29 protein-coding genes are annotated in these 22,666 nt (G+C 60.2%); 17 read left to right on the top strand and 12 right to left on the bottom strand.

Going from position 1 to position 22,666, the window contains the following annotated elements:
- Nucleotides 1-54: 54 nt before the first annotated feature.
- Genes C5F70_RS20000 through C5F70_RS19980 form a run of 5 tightly spaced genes read left to right on the top strand, consistent with a single transcriptional unit; the run spans nt 55 to nt 3,815 of the window.
- The gene (locus C5F70_RS20000) at nt 55-450 is read left to right on the top strand and encodes a FagA protein (protein ID WP_104903938.1); all 396 of its coding nucleotides are present in this window, start codon (nt 55-57) and stop codon (nt 448-450) included.
- Nucleotides 443-1,819 (top strand): lyase family protein, encoded by a 1,377-nt coding sequence (locus tag C5F70_RS19995; protein WP_017845990.1) that lies wholly within the window; start codon nt 443-445, stop codon nt 1,817-1,819. Before C5F70_RS20000 ends, C5F70_RS19995 begins: the two co-directional genes overlap by 8 nt.
- Before the next feature lie 27 nt (nt 1,820-1,846).
- A complete protein-coding gene (locus C5F70_RS19990) occupies nt 1,847-2,275 on the top strand; it encodes a hypothetical protein (RefSeq protein WP_017845989.1) in 429 nt (142 codons plus the stop codon).
- Between the two features lies 1 nt (nt 2,276).
- The gene (locus tag C5F70_RS19985) at nt 2,277-2,888 is read left to right on the top strand and encodes a superoxide dismutase (protein ID WP_017845988.1); all 612 of its coding nucleotides are present in this window, start codon (nt 2,277-2,279) and stop codon (nt 2,886-2,888) included.
- 33 nt (nt 2,889-2,921) lie between these two features.
- Entirely contained in the window at nt 2,922-3,815 is an 894-nt protein-coding gene (locus tag C5F70_RS19980) for a ZIP family metal transporter (protein WP_104903937.1), read from the top strand.
- Between the two features lie 38 nt (nt 3,816-3,853).
- Here C5F70_RS19980 and C5F70_RS19975 read toward each other — a convergent pair whose 3' ends face one another.
- The 10 genes from C5F70_RS19975 to C5F70_RS19930 form a co-directional block, all read right to left on the bottom strand.
- The gene (locus tag C5F70_RS19975) at nt 3,854-4,126 is read right to left on the bottom strand and encodes an HPr family phosphocarrier protein (protein WP_017845986.1); all 273 of its coding nucleotides are present in this window, start codon (nt 4,124-4,126) and stop codon (nt 3,854-3,856) included.
- Nucleotides 4,127-4,142: 16 nt separating this feature from the next.
- Nucleotides 4,143-5,000 (bottom strand): RNase adapter RapZ, encoded by an 858-nt coding sequence (rapZ, locus tag C5F70_RS19970; protein WP_017845985.1) that lies wholly within the window; start codon nt 4,998-5,000, stop codon nt 4,143-4,145.
- 2 nt (nt 5,001-5,002) lie between these two features.
- The gene (ptsN, locus tag C5F70_RS19965) at nt 5,003-5,467 is read right to left on the bottom strand and encodes a PTS IIA-like nitrogen regulatory protein PtsN (RefSeq protein WP_026139903.1); all 465 of its coding nucleotides are present in this window, start codon (nt 5,465-5,467) and stop codon (nt 5,003-5,005) included.
- Between the two features lie 12 nt (nt 5,468-5,479).
- Nucleotides 5,480-5,785, bottom strand: coding sequence for a ribosome hibernation-promoting factor, HPF/YfiA family (gene hpf / locus C5F70_RS19960; protein ID WP_017845983.1), 306 nt, complete (start codon nt 5,783-5,785; stop codon nt 5,480-5,482).
- A gap of 75 nt (nt 5,786-5,860) precedes the next feature.
- Nucleotides 5,861-7,354, bottom strand: a complete 1,494-nt coding sequence (locus C5F70_RS19955; RefSeq protein WP_026139902.1) for an RNA polymerase factor sigma-54 — start codon at nt 7,352-7,354, stop codon at nt 5,861-5,863.
- A gap of 197 nt (nt 7,355-7,551) precedes the next feature.
- Nucleotides 7,552-8,277 carry an LPS export ABC transporter ATP-binding protein gene (lptB, locus tag C5F70_RS19950; protein ID WP_017845981.1) on the bottom strand — a complete coding sequence of 242 codons (726 nt, stop codon included), beginning with the start codon at nt 8,275-8,277 and terminating at the stop codon, nt 7,552-7,554.
- Complete coding sequence (gene lptA, locus C5F70_RS19945) at nt 8,277-8,810, bottom strand: lipopolysaccharide transport periplasmic protein LptA (protein WP_026139901.1); 534 nt, start codon at nt 8,808-8,810, stop codon at nt 8,277-8,279. Before lptA ends, lptB begins: the two co-directional genes overlap by 1 nt.
- On the bottom strand, nt 8,797-9,369 hold the full coding sequence (lptC, locus tag C5F70_RS19940) for an LPS export ABC transporter periplasmic protein LptC (protein ID WP_048723956.1): 573 nt from the start codon (nt 9,367-9,369) through the stop codon (nt 8,797-8,799). Before lptC ends, lptA begins: the two co-directional genes overlap by 14 nt.
- Nucleotides 9,370-9,377: 8 nt before the next feature.
- Nucleotides 9,378-9,902, bottom strand: a complete 525-nt coding sequence (locus tag C5F70_RS19935; RefSeq protein ID WP_017845978.1) for an HAD family hydrolase — start codon at nt 9,900-9,902, stop codon at nt 9,378-9,380.
- A complete protein-coding gene (locus C5F70_RS19930) occupies nt 9,903-10,877 on the bottom strand; it encodes a KpsF/GutQ family sugar-phosphate isomerase (RefSeq protein WP_017845977.1) in 975 nt (324 codons plus the stop codon).
- A 315-nt stretch (nt 10,878-11,192) separates the two neighbouring features.
- On the opposite strand from C5F70_RS19930, the gene C5F70_RS19925 reads away from it, so the two are divergent.
- The 10 genes from C5F70_RS19925 (at nt 11,193) to hisC (ending at nt 19,423) form a co-directional block, all read left to right on the top strand.
- Nucleotides 11,193-12,002, top strand: a complete 810-nt coding sequence (locus tag C5F70_RS19925) for an ATP-binding cassette domain-containing protein (RefSeq protein ID WP_003171811.1) — start codon at nt 11,193-11,195, stop codon at nt 12,000-12,002.
- Nucleotides 12,002-12,799: a lipid asymmetry maintenance ABC transporter permease subunit MlaE gene (mlaE, locus tag C5F70_RS19920; RefSeq protein ID WP_017845976.1), complete on the top strand. Its 798-nt coding sequence runs from the start codon at nt 12,002-12,004 to the stop codon at nt 12,797-12,799. Before C5F70_RS19925 ends, mlaE begins: the two co-directional genes overlap by 1 nt.
- Nucleotides 12,799-13,266: an outer membrane lipid asymmetry maintenance protein MlaD gene (mlaD, locus tag C5F70_RS19915; RefSeq protein WP_017845975.1), complete on the top strand. Its 468-nt coding sequence runs from the start codon at nt 12,799-12,801 to the stop codon at nt 13,264-13,266. Before mlaE ends, mlaD begins: the two co-directional genes overlap by 1 nt.
- An 11-nt stretch (nt 13,267-13,277) precedes the next feature.
- Nucleotides 13,278-13,925, top strand: coding sequence for a phospholipid-binding protein MlaC (locus tag C5F70_RS19910; protein ID WP_046484638.1), 648 nt, complete (start codon nt 13,278-13,280; stop codon nt 13,923-13,925).
- Nucleotides 13,922-14,227 (top strand): lipid asymmetry maintenance protein MlaB, encoded by a 306-nt coding sequence (locus C5F70_RS19905; protein ID WP_102617130.1) that lies wholly within the window; start codon nt 13,922-13,924, stop codon nt 14,225-14,227. Before C5F70_RS19910 ends, C5F70_RS19905 begins: the two co-directional genes overlap by 4 nt.
- A 114-nt stretch (nt 14,228-14,341) precedes the next feature.
- Nucleotides 14,342-14,581 carry a BolA family protein gene (locus C5F70_RS19900; protein ID WP_017845972.1) on the top strand — a complete coding sequence of 80 codons (240 nt, stop codon included), beginning with the start codon at nt 14,342-14,344 and terminating at the stop codon, nt 14,579-14,581.
- Between the two features lie 23 nt (nt 14,582-14,604).
- Complete coding sequence (gene murA, locus C5F70_RS19895; protein WP_017845971.1) at nt 14,605-15,870, top strand: UDP-N-acetylglucosamine 1-carboxyvinyltransferase; 1,266 nt, start codon at nt 14,605-14,607, stop codon at nt 15,868-15,870.
- 156 nt (nt 15,871-16,026) lie between these two features.
- Complete coding sequence (hisG, locus tag C5F70_RS19890; protein WP_017845970.1) at nt 16,027-16,662, top strand: ATP phosphoribosyltransferase; 636 nt, start codon at nt 16,027-16,029, stop codon at nt 16,660-16,662.
- 379 nt (nt 16,663-17,041) lie between these two features.
- Nucleotides 17,042-18,367, top strand: a complete 1,326-nt coding sequence (hisD, locus tag C5F70_RS19885) for a histidinol dehydrogenase (RefSeq protein WP_017845969.1) — start codon at nt 17,042-17,044, stop codon at nt 18,365-18,367.
- Nucleotides 18,368-18,370: 3 nt separating this feature from the next.
- On the top strand, nt 18,371-19,423 hold the full coding sequence (gene hisC, locus C5F70_RS19880) for a histidinol-phosphate transaminase (RefSeq protein ID WP_046384673.1): 1,053 nt from the start codon (nt 18,371-18,373) through the stop codon (nt 19,421-19,423).
- A gap of 129 nt (nt 19,424-19,552) precedes the next feature.
- Here hisC and C5F70_RS19875 read toward each other — a convergent pair whose 3' ends face one another.
- Complete coding sequence (locus C5F70_RS19875) at nt 19,553-20,827, bottom strand: uracil-xanthine permease family protein (RefSeq protein ID WP_017845967.1); 1,275 nt, start codon at nt 20,825-20,827, stop codon at nt 19,553-19,555.
- Nucleotides 20,828-20,829: 2 nt separating this feature from the next.
- Nucleotides 20,830-21,468, bottom strand: coding sequence for a uracil phosphoribosyltransferase (gene upp / locus C5F70_RS19870; protein WP_017845966.1), 639 nt, complete (start codon nt 21,466-21,468; stop codon nt 20,830-20,832).
- Between the two features lie 163 nt (nt 21,469-21,631).
- On the opposite strand from upp, the gene C5F70_RS19865 reads away from it, so the two are divergent.
- Nucleotides 21,632-22,189, top strand: coding sequence for a hypoxanthine-guanine phosphoribosyltransferase (locus C5F70_RS19865; protein ID WP_017845965.1), 558 nt, complete (start codon nt 21,632-21,634; stop codon nt 22,187-22,189).
- Nucleotides 22,190-22,192: 3 nt separating this feature from the next.
- Complete coding sequence (locus tag C5F70_RS19860; RefSeq protein WP_017845964.1) at nt 22,193-22,660, top strand: WbuC family cupin fold metalloprotein; 468 nt, start codon at nt 22,193-22,195, stop codon at nt 22,658-22,660.
- Nucleotides 22,661-22,666: the final 6 nt, after the last annotated feature.

Genomic DNA, 22,666 nt, shown 5'->3' with positions numbered 1-22,666 from the left:
GTTGATTATCAATATCATTTAATAATAAATATCATTATCGAATGAGTGCGGATCATGAATGCTGTCCTGCATGAGGACCCCTACCTGGAAAGCTGGCGTTGGATGAGTCGTCAGATTCGCTGCTGCCTCGATCCCAATGAACCGCGCCTGATCGAACATTACCTCAATGAAGGTCGATACCTCGCCTGTTGTACCGCGACTCATCCGTGGACGATCGCTGAAACGGCTTTCCGCCTGCTGATCGACACCGCCACGGACATTGCCTTGCCGTGGCATTGGCGATCCCAGTGCCTGGACCAGGCCTGGCGCCCGCTGCACGACCTGGAAACACTCTCCCATTGTGCCTGCCGCCTCAAGCGCTGGCAGGCCTTTGCCTGGCAATTGGCGACGTGCGAATTGCTGCCTTCGATTTCCGTTTCTGACTGGGTGCAAGGATCTTCCGATGAGTAATAACCGTATCGAACGCGACAGTATGGGTGAACTGCAAGTCCCTGCCGAGGCCTTGTACGGCGCGCAAACCCAGCGCGCGGTGAACAACTTTCCGATCAGCCACCAGCGCATGCCGGCGCCGTTCATTCGTGCGCTGATCCTGGCCAAAGTGGCAGCGGCCAAGGTCAACGTCGATCTCAAGCAGATCAGCGAAGGGCAGGGCAAGGCCATTGTCGATGCTGCCCTGGGCTTGCTGGACGGTGACTTCATGCCGCACTTTCCGGTGGATATCTTTCAGACCGGTTCCGGCACCAGTTCCAATATGAACGCCAACGAAGTGATCGCGACCCTGGCCAGCCGTTTGCTCGGTGAGGCGGTCAACCCCAACGATCACGTGAACTGCGGCCAAAGCAGCAACGACATCATCCCGACCACCATCCACGTCAGTGCGGCGTTGGTGCTGCATGAGCAAACGCTGCCTGCGTTGCTGCATCTGGTGCAGGTCATCGAACGGAAGGCCGAAGAGGTCCACCCCTTCATCAAGACCGGTCGCACGCACCTGATGGACGCCATGCCCGTGCGTATGAGCCAGGTGCTCAATGGCTGGGCGCAGCAGCTCAAGGCCAATATTGCGCACCTGCAGGACCTGTTGCCCAGCCTGCAAGCCCTGGCCCAGGGCGGCACGGCTGTCGGTACCGGGATCAACGCGCATCCGGAGTTTGCGCTGCGTTTCAGCCAGCAGCTGAGCAGCCTGACCGGTGTGCAATTCACCCCGGGCAAGAACCTCTTCGCGTTGATCGGCTCCCAGGACACCGCCGTCGCCGTCTCCGGCCAGTTGAAAGCGATCGCTGTGTCATTGATGAAAATCGCCAACGACTTGCGCTGGATGAATTCCGGGCCCCTGGCTGGCTTGGGCGAAATCGAACTGGAAGGGTTACAGCCCGGTTCTTCGATCATGCCGGGCAAGGTCAACCCAGTGATTCCGGAAGCGACCGCCATGGTCGCCGCACAAGTCATCGGCAATGACACGGTGATCACCATTGCCGGGCAATCCGGCAACTTCGAGCTGAATGTGATGCTGCCGATCATCGCCCAGAACCTGCTCGGCAGCCTCGAACTGCTGGCCAATTCCAGCCGCCTGCTGGCGGACAAGGCCATTGCCAGTTTCAAGGTCAACGAGGCCAAGCTCAAGGAAGCGTTGTCGCGCAATCCGATCCTGGTGACCGCACTCAACCCGATCATTGGTTACCAAAAGGCCGCTGAAATCGCCAAGCAAGCCTATCAGCAAGGTCGCCCGGTGATTGATGTCGCCCTCGAGCACACCGACTTGCCGCGCAGCCAACTGGAAGTCCTGCTAGACCCGGAAAAGCTCACCGCCGGCGGTGTGTAATCACCGACCCTGCTTTGGAGGCTGACCATGGAGCATTGGAAACGCACGATCGAACGGGCCAATCGCTGCTTTATGCAGGGCGAGTTGGTCGACGCTCGCGAAGCCTATTTACAAGCCCTGGCCCTGGCTCAAGTGTTGTTCGAGCGCTGGGCAAACGCCGACGAAGCAGTGGCGGCTTGCGTCATTTCCCATCACAACCTGGCGGACCTGCACCTGCGCCTGAACCAGCCGGAAGAAAGCGCGGAATACCTCTGTGCCATCCACCAACGGCTGTTACAGGCGCTGCAGGACCAGCGCCTCAGCCCGCAACTGCGCGACGCGGCGTTGCGCCAGAGCAGCAAGACCTACGTCGAACTGTTGAATTTCATCAGCGATCACGGCGAATACCCCCGTACCCATCGCTTGCTGGGCGGTACCGCGGCGCAACCGACCCCTCCTCAATACGGAGCACACTGATATGTCCTACACCTTGCCTGCCTTGCCTTACGCCTACGATGCCCTGGAACCGCATATCGATGCGCAAACCATGCAAATTCACTACACCAAGCACCACCAGACTTACATCAACAACCTCAATGCCGCCGTGGAGGGCACCGAGTTTGCGGGCTGGCCGGTAGAGAAGCTGGTGTCGAGCGTCCAGCAACTGCCCGAGCAACTGCGCACCGCGGTGATCAATCAGGGCGGTGGGCATGCCAACCACTCGTTGTTCTGGGCGGTGATGTCGCCCAAAGGCGGCGGCAAACCCGATGGCGCGCTGGGCCAGGCGATCAATGAGCAACTGGGCGGTTTCGACAGCTTCAAGGAGGCCTTCACCAAGGCCGCATTGACCCGCTTCGGCAGCGGCTGGGCCTGGTTGAGCGTGACCCCGCAGAAGACCCTGGTGGTGGAGAGCAGCGGCAATCAGGACAGCCCGCTGATGAGCGGCAACACACCGATCCTCGGCCTGGATGTGTGGGAGCACGCCTACTACCTGCTGTACCAGAACCGGCGTCCTGAATACATCAATGCCTTCTACAGTGTCATCAACTGGCCGGAAGTCGCCGCCCGCTACCAGGCCGCCCTGGCCTGATATCACGCCGTATAACACGACCTAAGGCCGACCATGGGTACTGAAACACTGGCGATCAGCAGCGTGCGAATGTTTCGTTACGCATTTGGCTCGCTGCTGCTATTGGCAGGTATTGCATTGCTGGTGACTCAAGGATTCGCCTGGCTGGACCTGGAGCCGCGCATCCTGCGGGCCCTGCAAGGTGGGGCGATCTGTGCGCTCGGCACCGCGTTGGGCGCCGTACCGGTGTTGGTTATCCGGCGCATGCCGGCGGCAGTGAGCGATACCTTGCTGGGCTTTGGTGCCGGCGTGATGCTCGCGGCCACGGCGTTTTCGTTGGTCGTGCCGGGTATTGCCGCCGCTGAAGGCCTGGGGTTCAGCCCTTGGGGCGCGAGTGGCTTGATCAGCATTGGCATCATGCTGGGAGCGTTCGGCTTGTACCTGGTCGATCGCAAGGTCTCCGGGGCCAGCCCGGAAATGCTGGTCGGTACGTCGGAGCATCCGGTGATCCCGCCACGCATCTGGCTGTTCGTGTTTGCCATCATCGCGCACAACATCCCGGAGGGTATGGCAGTTGGCGTGTCGGCGGGCGGCGGCATGCCGGATGCCGACAGCCTGGCCATGGGCATCGCTTTGCAGGATGTGCCCGAAGGCCTGGTGATTGCGTTGGTGCTGGCCGGGGCAGGGATGTCGCGGTTCAAGGCGTTCCTGATCGGTGCGGCTTCGGGCTTGGTCGAGCCGATATTCGCAGTGCTTTGTGCCTGGTTGGTGAGTCTGGCGCAGGTGCTGCTGCCGTTAGGCTTGGCGTTGGCTGCTGGCGCGATGCTGCTGGTGGTCACTCACGAGGTGATCCCCGAATCGCGGCGCAATGGCCATGAAAAGCTCGCCAGCCTGGGACTGTGCATCGGGTTTTGCTTGATGATGGTGATGGATACTGCATTGGGCTGAAGCTGTTGCGGCTTCAGCCTCTGTCTCGTCGGGTGGGTTTATTCACCCTCATCAAAGAAGTTATTGATCAGCTTGGTCAAGGCGTCCATCGCTTCCTGCTCTTGCTCGCCTTCGGTCTTCAAATGAATCTTGGTGCCCTTGCCGGCGGCGAGCATCATCATCGCCATGATGCTCTTGCCGTCGACCATGGTTTCCGGAGTGCGTCCAGCGCGAACCTGGCAGGGGAACTGCCCGGCAATGCCGACGAACTTGGCTGAGGCGCGGGCGTGCAGGCCCAGCTTGTTGATGATTTCAATTTCCAGAACGGGCATCGCGGGGGTGTTCCTTTCAGCTAAGGTCGCGGTGGCGAACCTGGACGTTCTTGAGGGTTTGTTGCAGCATCTGGCCCAGGCGTTCGGTCAGGTAGACGGAACGGTGGTGGCCGCCGGTGCAGCCGATGGCAATGGTGACATAGGCCCGGTTGCTGGCGGCAAAGCGCGGTAGCCATTTGAGCAGGTAGCTGGAGATGTCCTGGAACATCTCCTCGACATCCGGTTGCGCGGCCAGGTAGTCCGCCACCGGCTGATCCAGCCCCGACTGGTCCCGCAACTCCGGCTTCCAGTAAGGATTGGGCAGGCAGCGCACATCGAATACCAGATCGGCGTCCACCGGCATGCCGCGCTTGAAGCCAAACGACTCGACCAGAAAGGCCGTGCCGGGCTCGGGCTGGTTCAGCAGGCGGAGCTTGATGGCATCGCGCAGTTGGTACAGGTTGAGGCTGGTGGTGTTGATCTTGAGGTCGGCGAGGTCAATGATCGGCCCCAACAGCTTGGTCTCGTCCTCGATGGCTTCGGCCAGCGAACGATGCGGGCTGCTGAGGGGGTGGCGTCGACGGGTCTCGGAGAAGCGTTTGAGCAGGGTTTCTTCGTCTGCGTCCAGGTACAGCACATCACAGTGAATGTGCTTGGCGCGCACTTCCTCAAGCAGTGCCGGGAACCGCGAGAGGTGGCTGGGCAGGTTGCGGGCGTCGATCGACACGGCGACCAGTGGCTGTGCCAGTTCGGTGTGGATCAGCGCGCGCTCCGCCAACTCCGGCAGCAGGCCGGCGGGCAGGTTGTCGATGCAATAGAAGCCGTTGTCCTCAAGAACATTGAGGGCGGTGCTTTTACCTGAGCCGGAGCGGCCACTGACGATGATCAAACGCATGATTACTGCTCGTCTTGTTCAGCCAGGACAACCTGATACAACGCCTCATTGCTGCTGGCACTGCGCAGTTTGTCGCGTACTTCCTTGCGGTCAAGCATGCTGGCGATCTGCCGGAGCAGTTCCAGGTGTGCATCGGTGGCGGCTTGCGGGACCAGCAACACGAACAGCAGGTCGACCGGGGCACCGTCGATGGCGTCGAAATCGATGGGAGCGTCCAGGTGCAGCAGGGCGCTGACAGGTGTCTCGCAGCCTTTGAGGCGGCAGTGAGGAATGGCGATGCCGTTACCAAAACCGGTCGAGCCGAGTTTTTCACGGGCAATCAGAGCCTCGTAGACATCTTGCATCTCCAGCTCAGGCACTTGTTTGCTGATCAGGTTGGCAATCTGTTCGAGGGCTTTCTTCTTGCTGCCCCCCGGCGCGTTCACAAGGGAGCGGCCGGGAGTCAGGATGGTTTCAAGTCGGATCATGGGTGGGGAGTGTTAGCGGCCGGTGCCCTGTAGGAGGCTCTGCTGCTTTTCCTTATGCTTTTTGATTTGGCGATCCAGCTTGTCGGTCAGGTCGTCAATGGCGGCATACATATCAGAATGCTCAGCATTGGCGACGACTTCTCCGCCGGGTATACGCAAGGTGGCTTCGATTTTCTGCTTCAGCTTTTCGACAGTCATAATGACTTGCACGTTGGTGATCTTGTCGAAATGCCCCTCAATTCGTTTGAGTTTTTCGCCGATATAGGTGCGCAGCGCGTCGGTCACTTCCAGTTGGTGTCCACTGATATTGACTTGCATACAGCTTCTCCTTCGTTGCCAGTGCATAAAGCGGCAGGCAGAGATGCCTGCCACTGGAACGCTGTGGCCTGCCCGTCACATCAAACGCTTACGCTCGCTGGAAGGCGCGATCCCAAGGGACTCGCGGTACTTGGCGACGGTTCGACGGGCGACCTGAATGCCTTGTGCCTCCAGTAAACCAGCGATCTTGCTGTCACTCAACGGCTTTTTCTGATTTTCCGCGGCAACCAGTTTTTTGATGATTGCGCGGATCGCCGTGGACGAGCATTCGCCGCCTTCGGAGGTGCTGACATGGCTGGAGAAAAAGTATTTCAGCTCATATATACCCCGTGGGGTATGCATGAATTTTTGCGTCGTTACCCGGGAAATCGTCGATTCGTGCATGCCCACCGCTTCTGCGATGTCGTGCAGGACCAGCGGTTTCATCGCTTCGTCGCCGTACTCAAGGAAGCCGCGCTGGTGCTCGACGATTTGCGTGGCCACTTTCATCAGGGTTTCGTTGCGGCTTTGCAGACTCTTGATGAACCAGCGCGCTTCCTGCAGTTGGTTGCGCATGAAGGTGTTGTCGGCACTGGTGTCGGCGCGACGGACGAAACCGGCATATTGCGGGTTGACCCGCAGGCGCGGCACCGATTCCTGGTTCAGTTCCACCAGCCAGCGTTCGTTGTCTTTGCGCACGATCACATCGGGGACGACGTATTCGGCTTCGCTGGACTCGATCTGCGAGCCCGGACGCGGGTTGAGGCTCTGCACCAGCTCGATGATGTGGCGCAGGTCGTCTTCCTTGAGCTTCATGCGGCGCATCAGCTGGCTGTAGTCGCGGCTGCCCAGCAGGTCGATGTAGTCGGTGACCAGGCGTTGGGCTTCAACGAGCCAAGGGGTCTTGGCGGGCAGCTGGCGCAATTGCAGCAGCAGGCACTCGCTGAGGTTGCGCGCGCCAATGCCGGCGGGCTCGAACTGCTGGATGCGGTGCAGGACGGCTTCGATCTCGTCCAGTTCGATGTCCAGTTCCGGGTCGAAGGCTTCAAGAATCTCTTCGAGGGTCTCGTCCAGATAGCCCTGGTTGTTGATGCAGTCGATCAGGGTCACAGCGATCAGGCGATCGGTGTCGGACATCGGCGCCAGGTTCAATTGCCACAGCAAGTGGCTCTGCAGGCTCTCGCCGGCGGAGGTGCGGGTGGTGAAGTCCCACTCGTCGTCATCATTGCTGGGCAGGCTGCTGGCGCTGGTCTGGTAGACGTCTTCCCAGGCGGTGTCCACGGGAAGTTCGTTGGGAATGCGTTCGTTCCATTCGCCTTCCTCCAGGTTGTCCACCGTAGGGGCGGTTTCCTGGTAAGAGGGTTCCTGCACGTCGGAATTGGGTTTTTGCTCGATGTTGTCGGCCAGCGGGTCTGCATTATCGAAGTCGTCGCCTTCTTCCTGGCGTTCGAGCATCGGATTGGACTCCAGGGCTTCCTGGATTTCCTGTTGCAGGTCCAGTGTCGACAATTGGAGCAGGCGGATGGCCTGTTGCAGCTGCGGTGTCATCGTCAGCTGCTGGCCCATTCTCAGGACTAGCGATGGTTTCATGGCAGGGGCTTAACACCTTATTCGCCGGCGCAATGCGCCATCCACGACAGGGCGCGTGAGCGCCAAACATAAGCAAATTATATGCCTGATATTGGAGGCTTTGCCTAGAGCGCGGTAACAATAAAAATCCGGAGGTTTTCATTGACTCCCGCGCACCTTGGCGAACGGCCTGCCACCGCCTTTTTTTCCAGGCAGGCCTACAGGCGGAACTCGTGGCCCAGATACACTTCCTTGACCAGTTCGTTGGCCAGGATCGTGGCCGAATCGCCTTCGGCAATCAGTTGCCCATCGTTGACGATATACGCGGTTTCGCAGATATCGAGGGTCTCGCGGACGTTGTGGTCGGTGATCAGTACACCGATGCCCTTGGCCTTGAGGTGATGGATGATCTGCTTGATGTCGCCGACCGAGATCGGGTCGACACCGGCAAACGGTTCGTCCAGCAGGATGAACTTCGGTGCAGTGGCCAGGGCGCGGGCAATCTCCACGCGGCGGCGTTCACCGCCGGACAAACTCATGCCGAGGTTGTCGCGAATGTGGTTGATGTGGAATTCCTGCAGCAGGCTTTCCAGCTCCTTGCGGCGGCCGTCGCGGTCGAGTTCCTTGCGGGTCTCGAGGATCGCCATGATGTTATCGGCAACCGACAGTTTGCGGAAGATCGACGCTTCCTGGGGAAGATAGCCGATACCGGCGCGCGCACGGCCGTGCATCGGCTGGTGGCTGACGTCGAGGTCGTCGATCAGGATGCGACCTTGGTCCGCCTGGACCAGGCCGACGATCATATAGAAACAGGTGGTCTTGCCGGCACCGTTGGGGCCAAGCAGGCCGACGATCTGGCCGCTGTCGATCGACAAGCTGACGTCGCGCACGACCTGACGGCCTTTATAGGCCTTGGCCAGATGCTGGGCTTTCAGGGTTGCCATTACTCGGCCTTCTTCTTCGGCTGGATAACCATGTCGATACGTGGACGCGGTGCAGTCACCTTGGTGCCGTTGGCGCGACCGGCGTTGGCAACCTGCTTCACGGTGTCATAGGTGATTTTTTCACCTTCCGTGGAGTTGCCGTCGGGGCTGAGTACCTTGGCCTGGTCGATCAGCACGATGCGATTTTGCTGGGCGTGATACTGGATGGTTTTACCGTAGCCCTTCATCGGGGCGGTGTCGGTGGCAGACTGCTTCTGTTCGAAGTAGGCCAGGTTGCCCACCGAGGTCACGACGTCAATGTCGCCAGCAGGGGTGCGAGTCAGCGTCACCGTGTTGCCGGTGATCTTCATCGAACCCTGGGTAATGATCACACCGCCGGTGTAGGTTGCGACGCCTTGCTTGTCATCGAGCTGTGCATCGTCGGCCGAAATGTGGATCGGTTGCTGGCTATCGTTCGGCAGAGCCCAGGCGCTCACGCTTCCCAGTGCTGCGCCCAGACTGAGCAAAATAGGGAGGGTTTTAACGAGCCTCATACTGTCCTCTTACGTTCGATAGCAGGTGTATCCTGCTTTCTTTCAAATACGCTTTCATTCCCTTGCCAGTCGATACACCGCCAGCGCCGTCGATTCTAACGTCTTGCTCGGTCTGCGCATATTGCTTCTGTGGGAATACGGTCATGCGACTGCTGGTGATGATGGTGTCGCGGTTCTGTGCGTCGGTCCGTGCGACGCGCACCGAGTCGATCAGTTCCACTTCGGTGCCGTCCGGGTTGACTTCGCCACGCTTGCTGGTGACGTGCCAAGGGAATTCGGTGCCGCGATACAGATTCAAATCGGGGTTGGTCAGCAGGGTGACTTCGGACGCTTTCAGGTGCTCGACCTTGTCCGAGGTCATTTCATACTGCACCTTGCCATCGGGCAGGAACTGCACGCTGTAGGCATTGGTGGCGTAATAGTCGATAGCGCCTTGGTCAACCTGCGCCACAGGCTGGTCGAGAAAGCGCTCCGGGCTGATATTCCAGTAGCCAACCGCCAGGAATAGCGCGGCGATGACCCCGAATAGCAGGAAGTTGCGAATCTTTTTGCTCAGCATAAAACGCTCTATAGGTAGGCGGCGTGGGCCGCTTCAAGGCTGCCCTGGGCACGCAGGATCAACTCGCAGAACTCGCGGGCGGCGCCTTCGCCGCCACGGGCCGTGGTGATGCCGTGGGCATGCTCGCGAACAAATGCCGCCGCATTGGCGACAGCCATGCCCAGGCCCACCCGGCGGATCACCGGCAGGTCGGGCAGGTCGTCGCCCAGATAGGCAACCTGCTCATAGCTTAGGTTGAGTTGGCCAAGAAGCTCGTCCAGGACGACTAGTTTATCCTCCCTGCCCTGATACAGGTGAGGAATCCCCAGGTTTTGTGCGCGGCGTTCCACAACCGGGGTTTTCCGACCGCTGATAATCGCGGTTTGCACGCCCGCCGCCATGAGCATCTTGATGCCCTGGCCGTCGAGGGTGTTGAACGACTTGAATTCGCTGCCGTCCTCGAGGAAGTACAGGCGGCCATCGGTCAGCACGCCGTCAACGTCGAAAATCGCCAATTTGATGTGCTTGCCGCGTTGCAACAGGTCGCTGGTCATTTACATCACTCCCGCACGCAGCAAGTCGTGCATGTTCAGGGCGCCAATCGGGCGGTCATTGCCATCGACCACCACCAGCGCGCCGATCTTATGGTCTTCCATGATCTTCAGGGCTTCGGCCGCCAGCATTTCTGCGCGTGCGGTCTTGCCGTGGGGAGTCATCACCGCATCGATGGTGGCGGTGTGGATATCGATAGTGCGGTCCAGGGTGCGGCGCAGGTCACCGTCGGTGAATACGCCGGCCAGGCGCCCGTCGGCTTCCAGGATCACGGTCATGCCCAGGCCCTTGCGGGTCATCTCCATGAGTGCGTCCTTCAGCAGAGTGCCGCGCTGTACGTGGGGCAGTTCATCGCCGGAATGCATGACGTTTTCCACTTTCAGCAGCAGGCGTCGGCCCAGTGCGCCGCCCGGATGGGAAAACGCGAAGTCTTCCGCCGTAAACCCACGTGCTTCCAGCAGCGCCACGGCCAGGGCATCGCCCATGACCAGCGCGGCGGTGGTGGAGGAGGTTGGCGCCAGGTTCAGCGGGCAGGCCTCAGCGGTCACATGAACATTCAGGTTCACTTCGGCGGCCTTGGCCAGCGTCGACTCCGGGTTGCCGGTGATGCTGATCATCTGGATGCCCAGGCGCTTGATCAGCGGCAGCAAGGTCACGATTTCGTTGGTGGTGCCGGAGTTGGACAGTGCGAGGATGATGTCATCCTTGGTGATCATGCCCATGTCGCCGTGGCTGGCTTCGGCCGGGTGGACGAAAAACGCCGTGGTCCCGGTGCTTGCCAGGGTGGCGGCGATCTTGTTGCCGACATGACCGGACTTGCCCATGCCGACCACGACAACGCGGCCTTTGCTGGCCAGAATCATCTCGCAGGCGCGTACGAAATCCACGTCGATATGGGCCAGCAAGCCTTCTACGGCTTCAAGCTCGAGGCGGATGGTGCGTTGTGCGGATTGGATAAGATCGCTGGATTGGCTCATGTCTGAAATCGTATAGCCTGACGAAAAGTCGACGATTATAACGATAATGATCAATTCCCTCACGCAAGTTCGTCAGTCTTTAGTCGTCAGGCGCTTCAGATTCATTCCTCGGTAACATAGCCAGCAACGGTTTTTCCCTGTCTCCAATCTGAACAAGCGCTGTTCCGGCCTTGGGGGCGCTGTACCAGCAGTGATATAGTTCGCCGCCAGTTCGGTCCACCCAGCCCATGTGGCTAACTATATGTTGGGCAACCGTTGCAAACGTTTGTCACAAGCGTGGTGTCTGAGTGAGAGGCTGCATCCCAAGGAGTTTAGATGAGTGCCGATAACGCCTACGCGGTCGAGCTGAAGGGCCTTACCTTCAAGCGCGGGACGCGCAGCATCTTCAATAACGTCGATATTCGCATTCCCCGCGGCAAGGTCACCGGCATTATGGGGCCTTCCGGTTGCGGCAAGACCACCCTGTTGCGTCTGATGGGCATGCAATTGCGCCCCAGTGCCGGCGAAGTGTGGGTCAACGGCCAGAACCTGCCGACATTGTCGCGCAGCGATCTGTTCGATGCGCGCAAGCACATGGGGGTGCTGTTCCAAAGCGGTGCATTGTTCACCGACCTCGATGTGTTCGAGAACGTAGCGTTTCCGCTGCGGGTGCATACCCAGCTGTCCGACGAGATGATTCGTGACATTGTGTTGCTGAAGCTGCAGGCCGTGGGCCTTCGCGGCGCCATCGACCTGATGCCGGATGAGCTGTCCGGCGGCATGAAGCGTCGCGTCGCCCTGGCGCGTGCCATTGCCCTCGATCCGCAGATTCTCATGTATGACGAACCCTTCGTGGGCCAGGACCCGATCGCCATGGGCGTGTTGGTGCGCCTGATCCGCCTGCTCAACGATGCGTTGGGGATCACCAGTATCGTGGTCTCCCACGACCTGGCCGAAACCGCGAGCATCGCCGATTACCTCTATGTAGTCGGTGATGGCCAGGTACTGGGGCAGGGCACGCCGGAAGAACTGATGAACGCTGACAACCCGCGCATTCGCCAATTCATGACCGGCGATCCCGATGGGCCGGTGCCTTTTCATTTTCCGGCAGCGGACTACCGCTCAGATCTTCTGGGGAAGCGCTGATGCGCAAGACATCTCTTATCGAAAAGGTGCGCCTTTTCGGGCGTTCCGGCATCGACATCATCGAAGTGCTCGGACGTTCGACGATATTCCTGTTCCACGCCTTGCTCGGCCGTGGCGGCATTGGCGGCAGCTTCGGCCTGCTGATCAAGCAGCTGCACTCCGTTGGTGTGATGTCCCTGGTGATCATCGTGGTTTCCGGGGTTTTCATCGGCATGGTGCTGGCGTTGCAGGGCTTCAATATCCTCTCCAGCTACGGCTCGGAGCAGGCGGTGGGGCAGATGGTCGCCCTGACGCTGTTGCGTGAACTCGGCCCGGTCGTCACGGCCCTGTTGTTCGCCGGGCGCGCCGGTTCCGCGCTGACCGCCGAAATCGGCAACATGAAGTCCACCGAGCAGTTGTCCAGCCTCGAGATGATCGGCGTGGACCCGCTCAAGTACATTGTTGCCCCGCGCCTGTGGGCCGGCTTCATTTCCCTGCCGCTGCTGGCGATGATCTTCAGCGTGGTGGGTATCTGGGGCGGTTCGTGGGTGGCGGTGGACTGGCTGGGGGTCTATGAAGGCTCCTACTGGTCCAACATGCAAAACAGCGTGAACTTCAGCGGCGATGTGTTCAATGGCATCATTAAGAGCATTGTCTTCGCCTTTGTCGTGACCTGGATCGCCGTATTCCAAGGCTATGACTGTGAGCCCACTTCAGAAGGGATCAGTCGCGCCACCACCAAGACCGTTGTGTACGCCTCGCTGGCGGTACTGGGCCTTGACTTTATTTTGACCGCCTTGATGTTTGGAGATTTCTGATGCAAAACCGCACTGTGGAAATCGGTGTCGGCCTTTTCTTGCTGGCTGGCATCCTGGCTTTACTGTTGCTGGCCCTGCGAGTCAGCGGCCTTTCGGCCAGCCCCACCGCCGATACCTATAAACTTTACGCGTACTTCGACAATATCGCGGGTTTGACTGTCAGAGCTAAAGTGACCATGGCCGGTGTAACCATCGGCAAGGTCACGGCGATCGATCTGGACCGCGACAGCTTCACCGGGCGTGTGACGATGCAACTGGACAAGAAGGTCGATAATCTGCCGACTGACTCCACGGCATCGATCCTCACCGCAGGTTTGCTGGGCGAGAAATACATCGGTATCAGCGTAGGCGGGGAAACCGCTCTGCTCAAGGATGGTTCGACCATCCACGACACACAGTCGTCGCTGGTGCTTGAGGACCTGATCGGTAAATTCCTGCTCAATACGGTCAATAAAGACGCTAAATGAGGAATCTGTTCATGATCTCTACCTTGCGACGTGGTCTGCTGGTACTGCTTGCAGCACTGCCGTTGATGGCCAACGCGGCAGGTTCTGCGCACGAACTGGTGCAGGACACGACCAGCAAAATGCTGGCTGACCTGAAAGCCAATAAAGAACAGTACAAGCAAGACCCTACCAAGTTCTATGACTCGCTCAACACCATTGTCGGCCCGGTCGTGGATGCCGAAGGCATTTCGCGCAGCATCATGACGGTGAAGTATTCGCGCAAGGCGACGCCTGCGCAGATGCAGACATTCCAGGAAAACTTCAAGAAGGGCCTGTTTCAGTTCTACGGCAACGCCCTGCTCGAGTACAACAACCAGGGGATCACTGTCGACCCTGCCAAGGATGAGTCGGGCGATCGCACCAGCGTCGGCATGACCGTCAAGGGCAGCAACGGCGCCATCTATCCAGTGCAATACACTCTGGAGAAGGTCAGCGGTGAGTGGAAGCTGCGTAACGTGATCATCAACGGCATCAACATCGGCAAACTGTTCCGTGATCAGTTCGCCGACGCGATGCAGCGCAATGGCAACGACCTCGACAAGACCATCAATGGTTGGGCCGGTGAAGTGGCCAAGGCCAAGGAAGAGACCGATAAAGCCGCCGGGAAGCCCGCGCAATGACCGAGGCGGCTGTTCGTATCGGCGATGCCGGCCAGTTGTTCCTCAGCGGCGTGCTGGATTACCGCACCGGGCCCGACCTGCGCAAGCAGGGGCAGGCGCTGATCCAGGCGAGCACCGCACCGTCGCTGGTGCTCGATTGCTCGGCGGTGACCAAGTCCAGCAGCGTCGGCTTGTCGTTGCTGCTGTGCTTCATGCGCGACGCCGAGGCGGCCAAAAAGCCGGTGAGCATTCGTGCGTTGCCCGACGACATGCGTGAAATTGCCGACGTTTCCGGTCTGACCGAGCTGTTGGCGCATCCTTAATACACATATTCAAGAAAGCCCCCCGTCAGAGTCCTGCTATGCGGGGTTCGCAGGCGCGGGGCTTTTTTGTATGATGTGCGACCCGCGCGCACTGGGCGCCGATAGAGGTTGAGCATGCAGGCCCTAGAAGTTAAGAGCTTCCTTGAAGGAAAGCTGCCGGAAACGAACGTAGAAGTTGAAGGCGAAGGCTGCAACTTCCAGCTGAATGTGATTAGCGATGAACTGGCGGCATTGAGCCCGGTCAAGCGTCAACAGCAGGTCTATGCCCATTTGAACCCGTGGATCACCGATGGCAGCATCCATGCGGTCACTATGAAATTTTTCAGCCGCGCGGCCTGGGCCGAGCGCACCTGAGCCCCCAAGGCGTCGAGATTCTTATGGATAAATTGATTATTACCGGTGGTGCCCGCCTTGATGGCGAGATCCGCATTTCCGGTGCGAAAAACTCCGCCTTGCCGATCCTGGCAGCGACCTTGCTGTGCGATGGCCCTGTGACCGTGGCCAACCTGCCGCACCTGCACGACATCACCACCATGATCGAACTGTTCGGTCGCATGGGCATTGAGCCGGTGATCGACGAAAAACTGTCGGTTGAAATCGACCCGCGCACCATCAAGACCCTGATCGCCCCGTATGAGCTGGTGAAAACCATGCGTGCGTCGATCCTGGTGCTCGGCCCGATGGTTGCCCGTTTCGGCGAAGCCGAAGTGGCCTTGCCTGGCGGTTGCGCGATCGGTTCGCGTCCGGTCGACCTGCACATCCGTGGCCTTGAAGCCATGGGCGCCACCATCGACGTCGAAGGCGGCTACATCAAGGCCAAGGCGCCGGAAGGCGGCCTGCGTGGCGCCAACTTCTTCTTTGATACCGTTAGCGTGACCGGTACCGAGAACATCATGATGGCCGCTGCCCTGGCCAACGGCCGTAGCGTTTTGCAAAACGCCGCGCGCGAGCCGGAAGTGGTCGACCTGGCCAACTTCCTGATCGCCATGGGCGCCAATATCAGCGGCGCCGGCACCGACACCATCACCGTCGAAGGTGTAAAACGCCTGCATTCGGCCACCTACAAGGTGATGCCGGACCGCATCGAGACCGGGACCTACCTGGTTGCCGCCGCCGTCACCGGTGGCCGTGTCAAGGTCAAGGACACTGATCCGACCATCCTTGAGTCCGTGCTGGAAAAACTCAAGGAAGCCGGCGCTGAAATCACCACCGGTGAAGATTGGATCGAGCTGAACATGCACGGCAAGCGGCCAAAAGCCGTCAACGTGCGGACCGCTCCGTACCCGGCGTTCCCGACCGACATGCAAGCGCAGTTCATCTCCCTGAACGCGATTGCCGAAGGCACCGGCGCTGTGATCGAGACCATCTTCGAAAACCGCTTCATGCACGTGTACGAACTGCACCGCATGGGCGCCAAAATCCAGGTCGAAGGCAACACGGCCATCGTGACCGGCATCGACAAGCTCAAGGGCGCGCCCGTCATGGCCACCGACCTGCGGGCTTCGGCCAGCCTGGTGATCTCCGCGCTGTGCGCAGAGGGCGACACCCTGATCGACCGCATCTACCACATTGACCGTGGCTACGAGTGCATCGAAGAAAAACTGCAGATGCTCGGCGCGAAGATCCGCCGCGTACCGGGCTAGTCCCCGCTGCACGGGCGCAGGGATGCGCCCGCCCGGGGTGTGCAATTGCGTATTCCGGCTGAATGTGTTTCAAATCGAGGCTGTAATGGCCTCGATCTGTGTCTGGCGCCGTTTGCGACCAGACCGCAATAGCCTGATGAAGGACTGACGTTTCCCATGTTGACCATCGCACTGTCCAAGGGCCGCATCCTTGACGACACTTTGCCGCTTCTGGCTGAAGCGGGCATCGTGCCGACCGAGAATCCGGACAAGAGCCGCAAGCTGATCATCCCTACGACCCAGGACGACGTTCGCCTGCTGATCGTGCGGGCTACCGATGTGCCGACCTATGTTGAACACGGTGCCGCCGACCTGGGTGTCGCCGGTAAAGACGTATTGATGGAATACGGCGGCCAGGGCCTGTACGAGCCGTTGGACCTGCGTATTGCCCTGTGCAAGCTGATGACCGCCGGCCGTGTCGGTGATGTCGAGCCTAAAGGTCGCCTGCGGGTGGCCACCAAGTTCGTCAATATCGCCAAGCGTTACTACGCCGAGCAAGGCCGTCAGGTCGATATCATCAAGCTGTACGGCTCAATGGAGCTGGCGCCGCTGATTGGCCTGGCCGACAAGATCATTGACGTGGTCGACACCGGCAACACCCTGCGCGCCAACGGTCTGGAGCCCCAGGATTTCATTGCTGACATCAGCTCCCGGCTGATCGTCAACAAGGCATCAATGAAGATGCAGCACGCGCGTATCCAGGCGTTGATCGACACCCTGCGCAATGCAGTGGAGTCTCGACACCGCGGTTGACTCACCCGCGTAGCCAAACGGCTGCGCCCGTCTATCCGCTTCATAGCCAGAATTCTCAGGTGCCCAAGCGGAAACGACTGCTGGGAAGGTGCGCTGACGTTCAATAACGAATCGCGCCTTACCCCAAAAGGCAAGTTATGTTAGTAGAAGATTTTTTTTCAATACCTAGCGACGCGTAGCAGCCTGCCTTTTGAGGCAAGGCTCTACGCGTTGGTACTGTGGCCGCGCCATGCCGCGTTGCGGGACTTGGTAAGGAAACAAACCCTTACCGGCGTCCCGCGCCTTGCCTGGCACGGCCACAGCACCAACGCGATTCGTTATTGAACGTCAGCGCACCTTCGGGCGCCTGAGTTTTTGCCAATCCTATGAGGCCCTCGCTATGACCACGTCCACTGCAATTGCCCGACTCAACGCTGCCGACCCGGATTTCGCCCATCATCTGGATCATCTGCTGAGTTGGGAAAGCGTGTCCGACGACTCGGTCAACCAGCGGGTGCTCGATATCATCAAGGCCGTGCGCGAGCGCGGTGACGCCGCGCTGGTGGATTTCACCCGCCAGTTCGACGGCCTGGACGTCAAGTCCATGTCAGACCTGATCCTGCCGCGCGAACGCTTGGAGCTGGCCCTGACGCGCATCACCGCGCCGCAGCGCGAAGCCCTGGAACTCGCGGCGGCGCGGGTGCGCAGCTACCACGAAAAACAGAAACAGGATTCCTGGAGCTACACCGAGGCCGACGGCACCGTATTGGGCCAGAAGGTCACGCCGCTGGACCGCGCCGGCCTGTATGTGCCTGGCGGTAAAGCCTCGTACCCGTCGTCGGTATTGATGAACGCGATTCCCGCCAAGGTGGCCGGTGTGACCGAAGTGGTCATGGTGGTGCCGACCCCGCGCGGTGAGATCAACGAGCTGGTCCTCGCGGCCGCCTGCATCGCCGGGGTCGACCGCGTGTTCACCATCGGCGGCGCCCAGGCTGTCGCGGCGTTGGCCTACGGCACCGAAAGCGTGCCGATGGTCGACAAAGTGGTCGGCCCCGGCAACATCTATGTCGCCACCGCCAAGCGCCATGTATTTGGCCAGGTCGGTATCGACATGATCGCCGGTCCTTCGGAAATCCTCGTGGTGTGTGATGGCCAGACCGACCCGGACTGGATCGCCATGGACCTGTTTTCCCAGGCCGAGCACGACGAAGACGCCCAGGCGATTCTGGTCAGCCCAGATGCCGAGTTCCTCGACAAAGTCGCCGCCAGCATCAACAAGCTGCTGCCGACCATGGACCGCGCCGAGATCATCGAGAAGTCGATCAATGGCCGTGGTGCGCTGATCCTGGTGCGCGACATGGAGCAGGCCATCGAAGTGGCCAACCGCATCGCGCCGGAACACCTGGAATTGTCCGTGGCCGACCCACAGGCCTGGCTGCCGTCGATTCGTCACGCGGGCGCGATCTTCATGGGCCGTCACACCAGCGAAGCCCTGGGCGACTATTGCGCGGGCCCCAACCACGTGTTGCCGACCTCCGGCACCGCGCGCTTCTCGTCGCCGCTGGGGGTGTACGACTTCCAGAAGCGTTCGTCGATCATCTTCTGCTCGCCACAAGGTGCTTCCGAGTTGGGCAAGACCGCCTCGGTACTGGCCCGTGGCGAATCCTTGAGCGCCCACGCCCGGAGCGCCGAATACCGCATCCTTGAAGACAATAAGGGGAACTGAGACATGAGCAAATTCTGGAGCCCCTTCGTCAAGGAGCTGGTGCCTTACGTACCCGGTGAACAGCCCAAGTTGACCAAGCTGGTCAAGCTCAACACCAACGAAAACCCCTACGGCCCGTCGCCCAAGGCGCTGGCGGCCATGCAGGTCGAGTTGAGCGACAATCTGCGCCTGTACCCGGACCCCAACAGCGACCTGCTCAAGCAGGCCGTGGCCCGCTATTACGGGATCGACGCCGGCAAAGTGTTCCTCGGCAACGGTTCCGACGAAGTCCTGGCACACATCTTCCACGCGCTGTTCCAGCACGACTTGCCGCTGCTGTTCCCGGATATCAGCTACAGCTTTTATCCGGTGTACTGCGGCCTCTATGGCATCAAATTCGACGCGGTGCCGCTGGATGAGCAGTTCCAGATCCGCGCGGCGGACTACGCCAGGCCGAACGGCGGGATCATCTTCCCCAACCCGAACGCGCCGACCGGCTGCGTGCTGGCCCTGGACGCGGTGGAGCAGATCCTCAAGGCCAGCCCGGATTCGGTGGTGGTGGTGGATGAAGCCTACGTCGACTTCGGTGGCGAAACCGCCATCAGCCTGGTGGATCGCTACCCGAACCTGCTGGTCACCCAGACCTTGTCCAAATCGCGCTCACTGGCCGGTTTGCGCGTGGGCCTGGCCGTGGGCCACCCGGACCTGATCGAGGCGCTGGAGCGGGTCAAGAACAGCTTCAACTCCTATCCGCTCGATCGCCTGGCGATTGTCGGCGCAGCGGCGGCGTTCGACGACCGCGAGTACTTCGAGAAGACCTGCCGGTGGGTGATCGACAGCCGCAACAAGGTGGTCGCGCAATTGGAAGGCAAGGGCTTTGAAGTGTTGCCATCGGCTGCGAACTTCATCTTCGCCCGCCACCCACGGCACGACGCCGCCGGCCTGGCGGCCAAGTTGCGTGAGCAAGGCGTGATCGTGCGGCACTTCAAGCAGGCGCGGATTGATCAGTTCCTGCGGATCAGCATCGGTACGCCGGAGCAGAATCAGGCGCTGATCGATGGCCTAGGCGAGCTCTAAGTCACACTGAAGATCTAACAATGTGGGAGGGGGCTTGCCCCCGATAGCGGCAGATCAGTCGATTAGATGTCGACTGGCACTCCGTCATCGGGGGCAAGCCCCCTCCCACATTCAGTTTTGCAATGCTGGTTAGATCAACGGCTCATCCGGCTTCTTGTGCTTCCAGCCATCATTGCCTGGCAGCAGCAGGTTCAAGCCAATCGCTACCACCGCACACAGGGCGATGCCCTTCAGGCCGAAATCGTCCGGCCCGGTGCCGGTGCCGATCAGCACACCGCCAATCCCGAACACCAGCGTCACCGAGACAATCACCAGATTGCGTGCTTCGCCCAGGTCGATCTTGTGGCGGATCAGCGTGTTCATGCCCACGGCGGCGATCGAGCCGAACAGCAGGCACAGAATCCCGCCCATCACCGGCACTGGAATGCTCTGCAGCAGTGCGCCGAACTTGCCGATAAACGCCAGGCTGATGGCAAAGATTGCCGCCCAGGTCATGATCTTCGGGTTGTAGTTCTTGGTCAGCATCACTGCGCCGGTCACTTCGGCGTAGGTGGTGTTCGGCGGGCCGCCAAACAGGCCGGCGGCCGTGGTGGCAATCCCGTCACCCAGCAGGGTGCGGTGCAGGCCGGGCTTCTTCAGGTAGTCGCGACCGGTCACGCTGCCCACTGCAATCACACCGCCGATATGCTCGATCGCCGGGGCCAGGGCCACTGGGACGATAAACAGAATCGCCTGCCAGTTGAACTCCGGCGCGGTGAAGTGGGGCAGGGCGAACCACGGTGCGGCGGCAATTTTGGCCGTATCGACCACGCCGAAGTAGAACGCCATGGCAAAGCCCACCAGTACGCCAGAGATGATCGGCACCAGGCGGAAAATGCCCTTGCCGAACACGGCCACGATCAGGGTGGTCAGCAGCGCCGGCATCGAGATCAGCATCGCCGTCTGGTAATGGATCAGCTCGGCGCCATCGCCGGATTTACCCATCGCCATGTTGGCGGCAATCGGCGCCATGGCCAGGCCGATGGAAATGATCACCGGCCCGATCACCACCGGCGGCAGCAGCCGGTCGATGAAACCGGTGCCCTTGATCTTCACCGCCAACCCCATGAAGGTATAAACGAAACCGGCCGCCATCACCCCGCCCATGGTCGCCGCCAGGCCAAACTGGCCCTTGGCGAGAATGATCGGGGTGATAAAGGCAAAGCTCGACGCCAGAAACACCGGCACCTGCCGCCCGGTCACCAGTTGGAACAGCAACGTGCCCAGACCGGCGGTGAACAGGGCGACGTTTGGATCAAGACCTGTGATCAGCGGCATCAACACCAACGCGCCAAATGCCACAAAGAGCATTTGTGCGCCAGACAGGATCTGGCGCCAAAGCGGGTCGTTGAATTCATCCTGCATGCTCACGCGTCCTTCTGCTTGGTACCGAAGATCTTGTCACCGGCGTCGCCCAGGCCTGGGATGATGTAGCCGTTTTCATTCAGGCGCTCATCGATGGACGCGGTGTAGATCTGCACGTCCGGGTGGGCCTTCTCGACGGCGGCGATGCCTTCGGGCGCGGCGACCAGCACCATGGCGCGGATGTCCTTGCAACCGGCCCTCTTCAGCAGGTCGATGGTGGCAACCATGGAACTGCCGGTGGCGAGCATCGGGTCGATGATCATCGCCAGACGCTCGTTGATTTCCGGTACGAGTTTTTCCAGGTAGGTGTGGGCCTGCAACGTTTCTTCATTGCGAGCCACGCCCACGGCGCTGACCTTGGCGCCGGGGATCAGGCTGAGGACGCCTTCGAGCATGCCGATGCCGGCGCGCAGGATCGGCACCACGGTGATTTTCTTGCCGGCGATCTTCTCGACCTGGACGGGGCCGGCCCAACCGGGGATCTCGTAGCTTTCCAGGGGCAGGTCTTTGGTGGCTTCGTAGGTGAGCAACGCTCCGACTTCCTGAGCAAGCTCACGGAAGTTCTTCGTGCTAATGTCGGCGCGGCGCATAAGGCCGAGCTTGTGTCGGATCAGCGGATGGCGGATCTCGCGAGTGGGCATGGGAAAGGCTCCGGCGGCGGGCAAAAAAACCGGCCTAGATTAATCTATCCGAGGGTGTTGTCCTATAGACATCTAGCACGTTAGTCCATTAAGGCTTGAACGTTGCGCCTCACATGCGTACCTTTGCCCGCTTTTCTTGCCACAGCACCCCCTGGAGAGCGCCATGTCCGCTGATCTCGAGCATATCCGTCAAATCATGCGCGAGGCTGACTGCCTGTACACCGAAGCGCAAGTCGAAGAGGCGATCGCCAAGGTCGGCGCACAGATCACCCGCGAAATGGCCGACACCAACCCGGTGGTCTTCTGCGTGATGAACGGTGGTCTGATCTTCGCCGGCAAATTGCTGACCCATCTGCACTTCCCGCTGGAAGCGTCCTACCTGCACGCTACACGTTATCGCAACGAAACCAGCGGCGGCGACCTGTTCTGGAAAGCCAAGCCGGAAGTCTCGTTCATCGACCGCGACGTGCTGATCATCGACGACATCCTCGATGAAGGGCACACCCTGAGCGCGATCATCGACTTCTGCAAACACGCCGGCGCGCGCAAAGTCCATACCGCGGTGTTGATCGACAAAGACCACGACCGCAAGGCGCGCCCCGAAATGAAGGCCGATTTCGTCGGCCTGCCGTGCATCGACCGCTACATCTTCGGTTACGGCATGGACTACAAAGGTTACTGGCGCAACGCCAATGGGATTTACGCCGTTAAAGGGATGTAATGCATGGCCCGCTTTCTTGATCAGACGCTGTTTGCTGAATTGGCCGAGAAGGCGGCCGCTAGCCCCCGTGGCCGACACCACCACAACTTCCACGAGATGGAAGAGCCCTGCCATCGCCTGGCCGTGGGCTTGCAACCCAGCACCTACGTGCCGCCTCATCGGCATCTGAGTGCGGACAAGGCGGAAACCTTGCTGGTGCTCCAGGGGCGCCTGGGGGTGCTGTTGTTCAGCGACAGCGGTGAAGTGATCGCCAAGCGCGTGATGCAGGCGGGCGGCGAGTGTTCGGGCATCGATCTGCCGCCGGGGGTATTCCACGGTTTGGTGGTGCTGGCGCCTGACACGGTGATGTTCGAGTGCAAGGCCGGGCCGTACCGACCGGTGGGCGAGGGTGAATTGGCCGACTGGGCACCTCGCGAAGGCGATGCCGATGTGGCCGAGTATCAACGCTGGATGCTTGCCCAGTTCGATTGAGCTACA

The sequence above is a fragment of the Pseudomonas sp. LH1G9 genome (assembly GCF_002949975.1).
Classification (GTDB): domain Bacteria; phylum Pseudomonadota; class Gammaproteobacteria; order Pseudomonadales; family Pseudomonadaceae; genus Aquipseudomonas; species Aquipseudomonas veronii.
This window is presented reverse-complemented; position numbering and strand designations above follow the sequence as displayed.